Raw genomic sequence first — 10478 nt, 5'->3', positions numbered from 1 at the left:
AGTCCCGACCACGGTGCAAGGAGTTCCTTCGTGCGCACCCCGGCAAGACCGCCGCTGGATGGCTTGAAGAAAAGGCTCGACCGCTCGCGCGCCGAGCGCGAGCGCATGCCGCGCGACGGCTTCCTGCGCGAGACCTTCATCCTGCCGCGTTCGGACGCCCGCCTGAAGGCCAAGGAATGGTTCGAGCGCTTCCCCAAGCAGGCCTACTGGACCGAGATCGAAAGCTGGTTCGAGCGGCCAGGCGACGTCATCGAATTCACGATAAGGCGGCTGCCGGCGGCGGATTGAGAGTGGCGGCCCCAGTGGGGTGATCAGCGCGCTATCAGCCTTCGCGCTCCGGTGCCCTCCCGCGCCAGCCGGTCTTCCTTGTTCCTGAGCGGGCATCTGTCGATCGACATGCAGCCGCAGCCGATGCAGTCGCTCAGGCCGTCGCGCAGCTTCTTCAGCTGGTTGATCTTGTGGTCGAGCCCGTTGCGCCAAGCCGTCGAAAGTAGATTCCAATCCTCGCGCGTCGGCGTGCGGCCCTCGGGCAGGGATTGCAGCGCCGTGGCGATTTCGGCCAGCGAGATGCCGACTTCCTGGGCGACGCGGATGATCGCCACGCGCCGCAGCACGTCGCGGCCGTAGCGCCGCTGGTTGCCCGCCGTGCGGTGGCTGCGGATCAGTCCGCGCGTCTCGTAGAAATGCAGCGCCGATACAGCCACGCCGCTGCGCATGGCCACCTGGCCGACCGTCAGTTCCGTTGCTGGAGCCATCTCCCACTTTCCGCTTGACCTCAAGTTAGGTTGAGCTTGTAGCGAAGAAATCCTGATCGGGCAAATGCAGGAGAAGGCAATGTGCGCCTGGGCGAGACTGACTGGAGAAACCACCGCCGTCGGCGATGGCAGGGATGGCGGATTGCGGATCCTATCCGAGCTGGCGGATCGCTTCGCCCGCGACCATGGCGACAGACAGCGCGACGTTGATGCTGCGCGCGCCTGGCCGCAGCGGGATGGTCAGTCGCGCATCCGCAGCGTGATGGACCGGATCCGGCACGCCTGCGGATTCGCGACCGAAAAGCAGGACGTCTCCATCGGCAAAGGCAAAGTCCGTATAGGCGGCAGCGGCTTTGGTGGTGAGCAGCACCAGCCGCCGCGCGTCGCCCGCGCGCCATTGCTCGAAGGCGTGCCAGTCGACATGCCGGGTCAGATCAGCCATTTCGAGGTAGTCCATGCCGGCCCGTTTCAGCGCCCGGTCGGAGAGCGGGAAGCCTGCCGGCTCGATGATGTCGACACCAAGGCCGAGGCAAGCGGCGAAGCGCAGGATCGTTCCGGTGTTGCCGGCGATGTCAGGCTGGTAGAGCGCGATGCGGAGACGGTCGTTCATTTCCGCGTCTTTCTAATAAGTGGCAGATCGGCCACAGGGATTTCCAGGTTTCGCAGATTGCTGGACTGGCGGGTGGCCATTTTCTGCGAAGTCGAGTATACGCCTTTCATCGTCAACCCGAACCGATGGAGGGGGAATTCATGATGACCATGCACAACCAGCGCCCCTCCTGGGGGCTTATGCGCCCCGCGGCGGTTTCGGTACGACGATTCTCCTGACTCTCTAAGACTTGATCGCTCCGATTCCCGCCGAACCCAGTTTTCGGCTCTCGAAGGAATCCTGCGATGTTTTTCAAACGCCCAAAGGGGCCTGACGCCCCACCTGACCGTGCTCTGACTGACGCCTGCCGTCATGTCCGGACCGACGCTGCGCGCACCGACGTACCCGGCCCCTTCGGCCGAATGCCGGAGGTCGATGTTGCGTCACCCTTTTTATCGCATTTGCACATGGAGGATGGACCGATGTTCGATCCCTACAAAATACCCGGCTCAAGAAACCTGCACGAGCGCAGAATGGCGACCTGGGCGCTGCTGGTCGGCGAGACCTACTCGTCGGCAGTGCACGCCGAGACGCGCCGGCGTCCGCATCGCGGCATGCTGCCGGACGTCGACTTCTCACGCGCCGTGCCCGATCACAGCCGGCCTTCGCTGGTGCGCCGCCTCATCAGGCTGATCCGGCCCGGCGCGAAAAGCCGGGCAGGTGCCAGTTTTTCGTCCGCAAACTCTGGGGCGTCAGGATCGTCGGCTGAGCCTGTCGGCGAAAAGCCCGCGACACCCTATATAGCGCGAAGCAGGGCCGGCGATGCAGATGATTCTGCATCGCCGGCCCGCGGCGCTGCACGGTCGAGCAAGCTTGTCCATCAATCCCGCGCCGCGTGAGCGCATAGACAGTCGAGTGCCTGCAATGTTCCGCTGGTTTGAAAACAAGCTCGATCCGTTCCCGGCCGCGGAGCCGGTCGAACCGCCCAAGACGCTGGTCGCCTTCTGCGTGCACTACACGCGCGGCGCCTGGCCCTACATCATCCTCGACGCGCTCCTGGTGACGGCGATTGCCGTCGCCGAAGTGTGGATGTTCGGCTTTATGGGCCGCATCGTCGACTGGCTCTCGGGGCAAAATCGCGAGACCTTCCTGCAGACCGAGAGCTGGAAGCTCGCAGGCATGGCCTTCGTCGTGCTGTTCGCGCTGCCGGGCACCGTGTGGTTCCACTCGCTTCTTAACCAGCAGACGCTGATGGGCAACTATCCCATGCGCATCCGCTGGCAGGTGCACCGCTACCTGCTGAAGCAGTCGATGACCTTCTATCAGGACGAGTTCGCCGGCCGCATCGCCACCAAGCTGATGCAGACGGCGCTCGCCGTGCGCGAGTGCGTCATCAAGCTCATCGACGTGCTCAACTACGTCATCGTCTACTTCCTTGGCATGCTGTTCATCGTCGGTTCGGCCGACTGGCGGCTGGCGACGCCGCTCGCTATCTGGCTGGTCGGCTATATCGGGCTGCTACGCTATTTCATCCCGCGGCTCGGCAAGGTCGGCGAGGAGCAGGCCAATGCGCGCTCGACCATGACCGGCCGCGTCGTCGACAGCTACACCAACATCCAGACGGTGAAGCTGTTTTCCCATGCGCGCCGCGAAGCGTCCTTCGCCAAGGAGGGCATGACGGGCTTTCTCGAGACGGTCTACCGGTCGATGCGGCTGGTGACGGTGCTCTACGGCCTGCTCTACATCCTCAACGCGCTGCTCCTGTTCTCGGTCACCACGCTGTCGCTGTGGCTGTGGCTCGGCCAGGCGGTGACGATCGGTGCGGTCGCCGTGGTGATCGGCCTGGTGCTGCGCATGTGGGGCATGTCGCAATGGATCATGTGGGAGATGTCGGGCCTGTTCGAGAATATCGGTACGGTGCAGGACGGCATCGCGTCGATCTCGCTGCCGCGCCTGGTCGATGACAGGCCGGACGCCAAGGACATCGCCGTCAGCCAAGGCGAGATCCGCTTCGAGGACATCCGTTTCCACTATGGCAAGCAAAAGGGCGTCATCGAGAATCTGTCGCTGACCGTGAGGCCGGGCGAGAAGGTCGGCATCGTCGGCCGCTCGGGCGCCGGCAAGTCGACGCTGGTCAACTTGCTCCTGCGCTTCTACGACTTGGAAAGCGGCAGGATCCTCATCGACGGCCAGGAGATCGCTGCGGTGAGACAGGATTCGCTGCGCGCGCAGATCGGCATGGTGACGCAGGACACCTCGCTGCTGCACCGTTCGGTGCGCGAGAACATCCTCTACGGCCGGCCGGATGCCACCAATGAGATGCTGGTCGAGGCGGCGGAGCGGGCCGAGGCGATCGACTTCATCGGCGGGCTGATCGACGCCAGCGGACGCACGGGTTTCGACGCCCATGTCGGCGACCGCGGCGTCAAATTGTCCGGCGGCCAGCGGCAGCGCATCGCCATTGCCCGCGTCATGCTGAAGGACGCGCCGATCCTCATCCTCGACGAGGCGACGTCGGCGCTCGATTCCGAGGCCGAAGCCGCGATCCAGGAAAACCTCTACCGGCTGATGCAGGGCAAGACCGTCATCGCCATCGCGCACCGGCTGTCGACTATCGCTGCGATGGACAGGCTCGTCGTCATGGACAAGGGTCGCGTCATCGAGGAGGGTTCGCACGAGGATCTCGTCGCCAAGGGCGGGCTCTACGCGCAGCTCTGGCAACGCCAGTCGGGCGGTTTCCTGCTTGATGAGGCTCCGGCCGAGGCCGACAACGACGTTATTGCCAAGGGTGAAGCCGCGGAATGATGCAAGCCGTCTATCGCTGGTTCGAGCACTGGGTCTATCCATTCCGCGAGCCTGCGTCTCTTCGGCCACCCGCGGGTGTCGGCGGCTTCCTCTGGCACTATGTCGGGCAGGCGAAGCTCGCCTTCTTCGCCATGCTGGTCATTGGCGGCATCGCGCCACTGGTCGAGGCCGGGCTGTTCTATTTCGTCGGACGGCTGGTCGACATCCTCGATCAGCTTCCCGGCGAGCGCAGCTGGCATGCGCTGTGGACCGCCGCCGGCCCTGAACTCCTGTTCATGGGCGCCGTGGTGCTTGTCATACGCACGGCCGTGGTCGGCCTGTCGGCACTGGTCGACGAGCAGACGATCACGCCCGGCTTCTACAATCTGGTGCGCTGGCAGGCGCATCGCCATGTCTCGCGTCAGTCCTACGCCTTCTTCCAGAACGACTTCGCCGGCCGCATCGCCACTAAGGTCTGGCAGGCTGGCCAGGCGACCGGCGACCTGATGGAGAGCTTCATCGAGGTCATCTGGTTCATGATCGTCTATACGGTGACGACGCTGGCGCTGGTCGCCGGCCTCGATTTCAGGCTGGCAGTGCTTGTGGTGATCTGGATCGCCGCCTTCGGCTTTCTGGCCAAGCGCTATCTGCCGGCGATCCGCAGGCACGCCGAGGCCACCGCCGAGGCCGGCTCGATGATCAACGGCCGAATCGTCGATTCCTACTCCAACGTGCAGACGCTGAAGCTGTTTTCGGCCGATGGCGACGACCGCTACATCCGGAGCGGCTTCGACATCTATCTCGATGCGCTTCGTCCGTTCACGCGCCGGCTGACCGGCGTGCGCATGGCGCTGACGACGCTGTCGGGCGTCATGATCACCACCATCGCCAGCTTTGCCATCTATCTCTGGGTCGAAGGCTCGATCACCGTCGGCGCCGTCGCCTTCACGCTTTCGCTCGTCTTGCGGCTCAACATGCTACTGGGCCGGGTGATGATGCAGCTCAACGGCATCCTCAGGAATCTCGGTGTGCTGGAGAACTCCAAGGCGTTGATCTCGCAGCCGCTCGGCCTCATCGACGCGCCGGAGGCCAAGGAATTGATCGTGGCCGGCGGCCGCATCGATGTGAAGAACGTGACCTTCCACTACGGCAAGGGGGCCGGCGTGCTCGACGGCATCGACCTCGTCGTCAGGCCCGGCGAGAAGGTCGGGCTGGTTGGCCCATCGGGAGCAGGCAAGACGACGCTGGCCAACCTGATCCTGCGCCTCTACGACCTCGAGGGCGGCAAGATCCTGATCGACGGCCAGGACATCGCGCAGGTGACACAGAATTCGCTGCGCGCCAATATCGGCGTGGTCAGCCAGGACACGGCCTTGTTCCATCGCTCGCTGCGCGACAACATCAAGCTCGGCATGCCGGACGCGACCGAGGCGCAAGTGATCGCGGCGGCGCGGAAGGCCGAGGCACACGAGTTCATCACAGGCCTGCGCGACAATCGCGAGCGCACCGGCTACGAAGCCTATGTCGGCGAACGCGGCGTGAAGCTGTCAGGCGGCCAGCGCCAGCGTGTGGCAATCGCTCGCGTCTTCCTCAAGGATGCGCCGATCCTGATCCTGGACGAAGCGACGTCGGCGCTCGATTCCGACATCGAGGCGGCGATCCAGGAAAACCTGGCGCGGCTGATGGAAGACAAGACCGTGATAGCCATCGCGCACCGCCTGTCAACGATCGCCGCGCTCGATCGGCTGGTCGTGCTCGACGGCGGGCGCATCGTCGAACAGGGCACGCATGACGAGCTGGTGGCGCTGGACGGGCTTTACGCGCGGCTCTGGAAGCGGCAGTCCGGCGGTTTCCTGTTCAATGAGGAAAGCGTGCTGGAAGAGACGCGGCCGGCGGAGTAGGAAGAGGAATGTCGGTTCGCATGCCTTCGTATTTTGGACGAGCGGGCGCGCAGGACAACGCGCTCGACCTGCTCGGCCACGAAATCCTCGCCGAGAAGGCGGCGGCGCTCGGCCGCGCCGGCCAGCGCGTCGAGCAGACGCTGGCGAGACTGCGCGAGGATGGCGGCGATGAGGAAAGGCGGCCCCGGCTCCTCAAGGATGCCGCCGAGGCCGTCCATGCCTACTTCATCCAGCGCGAGCTCTGCGGCCTGCGCAAGCACGATGCGGTCATCCGCGAATACAATATCCCGAGAGCGGTTCTGGTCAGGCTCGGCGCGAAATAGGCGCTGCCTTCGGGACTCTTGCCGAACAGGAGGTTCGGGATCTACTCCAGCCACTCGGTGACGAAGCTGCCGTTCTCGTGGATATCGATGGTCTCCAGCGGGCCGGGACCGAGATTGGTGAATTTGTGCGGCGTGTTGGGCGGCACGATCAGGATCTGGCCCGCGAATGCCTCGATCTCCCGGTCGCCGACCGTGAACAGGCCGCTGCCCTGGCGGACAATGAATATCTCGCTGTACGGGTGCCGGTGCAGGCGCGGGCCGCCACCGGTGCCGGGCAGAAAGTTGAAGATCAGGCAGGAGTTGGAACCCCAGGCGCCGCACTCGAGTTCGCCTTGCCAACGGTCGGGCATCCTGGCCCATTTGTCGCGGTCGATGACATGCGCCATGACGGCAGGATAGACCGAGCCGGCGCCTGCTGTCGAGGCAAAGGCGCGGCACCGGTTTGCCATTGTTTTTCCCCCCGTTTCCGGCCAGTTGGCGATCCTTCGGCGCGGTGCCACCCGGCGCCGGATTTAGCCCCCGCGACAATCTGACCTTGTGCCTTCACCCGACTGGACAAAAACTGGCTTCACGCATAAACCGAACTCCAAATGCCGGAGGAATTCGCTAGCCTGTTCGCCATGCGCTGTCGGGCCGGCGCGATTGAGCGGGGACAAGGCTCGGCCGCCGGCACGGAAGAGGCGAAAGGATCAGGCACCCGTGAGCGCAACCGATACCCACGATCCCAACCGTCGTGATTTCCTCTATGTCGCCACCGGCATGGCCGCGGTGGTCGGCGCGGGGGCTGTCGCATGGCCGTTCATCGATCAGATGCGCCCCGACGCCTCGACACTGGCGCTGGCCTCGGTCGAAGTGGACGTCTCCTCGCTGACGCCGGGCTCGTCGCTGGTCGTCAAGTGGCGCGGCAAGCCGGTCGTGGTGCGCAACCGCACCGAAAAGGAGATGAAGGACGGGGAGGCCGTCGATCTCGCCGACCTGAAGGACCCGATCGCCCGTAACGCCAATTTGCCGGCCGACGCTCCGGCGACCGACGCCAACCGCACGACGCCCGGCAAGGAAGCCTGGATGGTCATGGTCCAGGTCTGCACCCATCTCGGCTGCATCCCGCTCGGCCAGGAAGGCGATTTCGGCGGCTGGTTCTGCCCGTGCCACGGCTCGGTGTACGACACCGCCGGCCGCATCCGCAAAGGCCCGGCGCCCGAGAATATGGCGGTGCCGGTATTCAAGTTCATTTCCGATACCAAGATCCTTATCGGTTGAGGCAGGGGATATTTCGATGAGCGAGGGACACTCGACCTATACGCCCAAGACCGGTATCGGACGCTGGTTCGACGCCCGCATGCCGCTGCCCAGGCTGGTCTATGACAGCTTCGTCGCCTATCCGGTGCCGCGCAACCTCAACTACATGTGGACCTTCGGCGGCATCCTGTCGATCATGCTAGCGTCGCAGATCCTGACCGGCATCGTTCTGGCGATGCACTACACGTCCGACACCACTCTCGCCTTCGATTCGGTCGAGAAGATCATGCGCGACGTGAATTCGGGCTGGCTGCTGCGCTATCTCCATTCCAACGGTGCCTCGTTCTTCTTCGTCGCCGTCTACATCCACATCTTCCGCGGCCTCTATTACGGTTCCTACAAGGCGCCGCGCGAGCTGCTGTGGATCCTCGGCTGCATCATCTACCTGTTGATGATGGCCACCGGCTTCATGGGCTACGTGCTGCCGTGGGGGCAGATGAGCTTCTGGGGCGCCACCGTCATCACCGGCTTCTTCAGCGCCATTCCGCTGGTTGGAAACTGGATCCAGGAGCTGCTGCTCGGCGGCTTTGCCGTCGACAACCCGACGCTGAACCGCTTCTTCGCGCTGCACTACCTTTTGCCGTTCATGATTGCCGGCGTCGTCGTGCTGCATATCTGGGCACTGCATGTCGTCGGGCAATCGAACCCGACCGGCATCGAGGTCAAGTCGAAGACCGACACGGTCGCCTTCACGCCCTACGCGACCATCAAGGACGCGTTCGGCATGATCGTGTTCCTGTTCGTCTTCGCCTATTTCGTCTTCTACCTGCCGAATTTCCTCGGCCACCCGGACAACTACACGGTGGCCAACCCGCTGAAGACGCCGGCCCACATCGTTCCGGAATGGTACTTCCTGCCGTTCTACGCGATCCTGCGCGCCATCACCTTCAATATCGGGCCGATCAACTCCAAGCTCGGCGGCGTGCTGTGCATGTTCGGCGCCATCGCCATGCTATTCCTGGTGCCTTGGCTCGACACCTCCAAGGTGCGCTCGGCGGTCTACCGACCCTGGTACAAGCTGTTCTTCTGGCTGTTCGTGGCCGACGCCATCCTGCTCGGCTGGCTGGGTTCGCAGCCGGCGGAAGGCAGCTACGTCTTCATGGCGCAGATGGCAACGCTGTTCTACTTCGCCTTCTTCCTGGTTGCGCTGCCGGTGCTCGGCCTGATCGAGACGCCGCGGCGTCTGCCGAACTCGATCACCGAGGCGGTGCTGGAGAAGAACAAGGGTGCCGGCGCCGGCCATCCGGCTGGCGCGAACGCCGCGCCGGAAACCAAGGGCTGAGAATCTAAGGGGATTTGGGTATGAAAAAGATTCTCACCTCGCTGGCTCTGCTTGGCTTGCTGGCCGCGGGCACCGCGGCCATCGCCGAGGAGGAACACAACGCGGCCGCACCGACACATTTCCCGATCGACGAACCGAAGGAAATGAGCTGGAGCTTCGCCGGACCATTCGGCACCTATGACAAGGCCCAGCTGCAGCGTGGCCTGAAGGTCTACAAGGAAGTCTGCTCGGCCTGCCATTCGATGAACCTGGTGGCCTTCCGCACGCTGGAAGGGCTCGGCTATTCGGACGCGCAGGTGAAAACGCTGGCCGCCGAATACACGATCCATGACGGTCCCAACGATGCCGGCGACATGTTCGACCGCCCTGGCAAGCCGTCCGATCACTTCCCGGCGCCGTTCGCGAACGAGCAGGCGGCCGCTTCGGCCAATGGCGGCGCCGCTCCGCCCGACATGTCGCTGCTGGCCAAGGCACGCGGCGTCGAGCGAGGCTTCCCGCGCTTCGTCTTCGATATTTTCACCCAGTACGCCCAGGGCGGCCCGGACTACATCCATTCGTTGCTCACCGGCTATGACCAGACGCCGCCGGCCGGCATGGTGATTCCAGAGGGTACGCACTACAACCCGTACTTCCTGTCCGGCGTGTCGCTGAAGATGCCGAAGCCGCTCTCCGACGGCCAAGTGACCTATGACGACGGCTCGCCGCAGACGGTGGACCAGTATTCGCGCGACGTCTCGGCCTTCCTGATGTGGGCGGCCGAGCCGCACCTGGAGGACCGCAAGAAGACCGGCTTCCGCGTGCTGGTGTTCCTGGCGTTGTTCGGCGCCCTGGTCTACATGACCAAGCGCAAGGTATGGGCCGACGTGGCGCACTGAGCCGGGACTTGCCGGAAAAATGCGAGGGCGCCGGACGGCGCCCTTTTCTTTTTCGGCTCTAGCCGGCAAAACTCTACGGCAACGGATCAACCGCCCATGAAATCCTCTCTCGAAGAAACGCTGCTCGCGGCCATCCGCACCATTCCCGACTATCCGAAGCCGGGCATATTGTTTCGCGACATCACCACCTTGCTCGGCAATGCCCGTGCCTTTCGTCGCGCCATCGACGAGCTGGTGCATCCCTATGTCGGGCTGAAGGTCGACAAGATCGCCGGCATCGAGGCGCGCGGCTTCATCCTCGGCGGCGCCGTCGCCCATCAGCTATCTGCCGGCTTCGTGCCGATCCGCAAGAAGGGCAAGCTGCCCTACGAGACGGTGCGCGTCGCCTACAGCCTGGAATACGGGCTGGACGAGATGGAGATGCACAAGGATGGCGTTTCGGAGGGCGAGAAGGTGATCCTGGTCGACGACCTGATCGCCACAGGCGGCACGGCGGAGGCGGCGGTGAAGCTTTTGCGCCAGATTGGCGCCGACATCGTCGCCGCCTGCTTCGTCATCGACCTGCCGGACCTCGGCGGGCGCCAGAAGCTCGAAGCGCTCGGTGTGCCGGTAAGGACGCTGATCGGGTTCGAGGGGCACTAGTGAATAGTGAATAGTGAATAGTGAATAG

At 64.1% G+C, this 10478-nt stretch carries 12 protein-coding genes; 9 read left to right on the top strand and 3 right to left on the bottom strand.

Annotated elements, in window-relative coordinates; all coding sequences use genetic code 11:
- The first annotated feature begins 30 nt into the window (after nucleotides 1-30).
- Nucleotides 31-288, top strand: a complete 258-nt coding sequence (locus EN742_RS12045) for a hypothetical protein (RefSeq protein WP_126058664.1) — start codon at nucleotides 31-33, stop codon at nucleotides 286-288.
- 23 nt (nucleotides 289-311) lie between these two features.
- Here EN742_RS12045 and soxR read toward each other — a convergent pair whose 3' ends face one another.
- Both soxR and EN742_RS12035 read right to left on the bottom strand, forming a co-directional pair.
- Complete coding sequence (gene soxR / locus EN742_RS12040) at nucleotides 312-755, bottom strand: redox-sensitive transcriptional activator SoxR (protein ID WP_126058665.1); 444 nt, start codon at nucleotides 753-755, stop codon at nucleotides 312-314.
- A 151-nt stretch (nucleotides 756-906) separates the two neighbouring features.
- Nucleotides 907-1365, bottom strand: a complete 459-nt coding sequence (locus EN742_RS12035) for a tRNA (cytidine(34)-2'-O)-methyltransferase (RefSeq protein WP_128332845.1) — start codon at nucleotides 1363-1365, stop codon at nucleotides 907-909.
- A 461-nt stretch (nucleotides 1366-1826) separates the two neighbouring features.
- On the opposite strand from EN742_RS12035, the gene EN742_RS12030 reads away from it, so the two are divergent.
- The 4 genes from EN742_RS12030 to EN742_RS12015 are packed head-to-tail and all read left to right on the top strand — an operon-like array spanning nucleotide 1827 to nucleotide 6352.
- Nucleotides 1827-2243 (top strand): hypothetical protein, encoded by a 417-nt coding sequence (locus EN742_RS12030; protein WP_245492301.1) that lies wholly within the window; start codon nucleotides 1827-1829, stop codon nucleotides 2241-2243.
- Between the two features lie 25 nt (nucleotides 2244-2268).
- Nucleotides 2269-4149, top strand: a complete 1881-nt coding sequence (locus EN742_RS12025) for an ABC transporter ATP-binding protein (protein ID WP_127407386.1) — start codon at nucleotides 2269-2271, stop codon at nucleotides 4147-4149.
- Complete coding sequence (locus EN742_RS12020; protein WP_126058669.1) at nucleotides 4146-6029, top strand: ABC transporter ATP-binding protein; 1884 nt, start codon at nucleotides 4146-4148, stop codon at nucleotides 6027-6029. The genes EN742_RS12025 and EN742_RS12020 overlap by 4 nt, the downstream gene beginning before the upstream one ends.
- An 8-nt stretch (nucleotides 6030-6037) precedes the next feature.
- Nucleotides 6038-6352: a DUF6665 family protein gene (locus EN742_RS12015; RefSeq protein ID WP_126058670.1), complete on the top strand. Its 315-nt coding sequence runs from the start codon at nucleotides 6038-6040 to the stop codon at nucleotides 6350-6352.
- A gap of 41 nt (nucleotides 6353-6393) precedes the next feature.
- On the opposite strand, the gene EN742_RS12010 is transcribed toward EN742_RS12015, so the two are convergent.
- Nucleotides 6394-6738: a cupin domain-containing protein gene (locus tag EN742_RS12010; RefSeq protein WP_126059383.1), complete on the bottom strand. Its 345-nt coding sequence runs from the start codon at nucleotides 6736-6738 to the stop codon at nucleotides 6394-6396.
- 313 nt (nucleotides 6739-7051) lie between these two features.
- Here EN742_RS12010 and petA point away from each other — a divergent pair, with 313 nt between their 5' ends.
- The 4 genes from petA (at nucleotide 7052) to EN742_RS11990 (ending at nucleotide 10450) form a co-directional block, all read left to right on the top strand.
- Nucleotides 7052-7612 (top strand): ubiquinol-cytochrome c reductase iron-sulfur subunit, encoded by a 561-nt coding sequence (gene petA, locus EN742_RS12005; RefSeq protein ID WP_126058671.1) that lies wholly within the window; start codon nucleotides 7052-7054, stop codon nucleotides 7610-7612.
- Nucleotides 7613-7628: 16 nt separating this feature from the next.
- On the top strand, nucleotides 7629-8933 hold the full coding sequence (locus EN742_RS12000; protein ID WP_126058672.1) for a cytochrome b N-terminal domain-containing protein: 1305 nt from the start codon (nucleotides 7629-7631) through the stop codon (nucleotides 8931-8933).
- Between the two features lie 20 nt (nucleotides 8934-8953).
- Nucleotides 8954-9808 carry a cytochrome c1 gene (locus EN742_RS11995; RefSeq protein ID WP_127399830.1) on the top strand — a complete coding sequence of 285 codons (855 nt, stop codon included), beginning with the start codon at nucleotides 8954-8956 and terminating at the stop codon, nucleotides 9806-9808.
- A 96-nt stretch (nucleotides 9809-9904) separates the two neighbouring features.
- On the top strand, nucleotides 9905-10450 hold the full coding sequence (locus EN742_RS11990; protein WP_126058674.1) for an adenine phosphoribosyltransferase: 546 nt from the start codon (nucleotides 9905-9907) through the stop codon (nucleotides 10448-10450).
- Nucleotides 10451-10478 lie beyond the last annotated feature (28 nt).

This window comes from Mesorhizobium sp. M4A.F.Ca.ET.020.02.1.1 (genome assembly GCF_004022645.1).
In the GTDB taxonomy this organism is placed as follows: Bacteria; Pseudomonadota; Alphaproteobacteria; order Rhizobiales; family Rhizobiaceae; genus Mesorhizobium.
The sequence above is the reverse complement of the archived record's forward strand: the minus strand, read 5'-3'. Positions and strand labels throughout refer to the sequence as shown.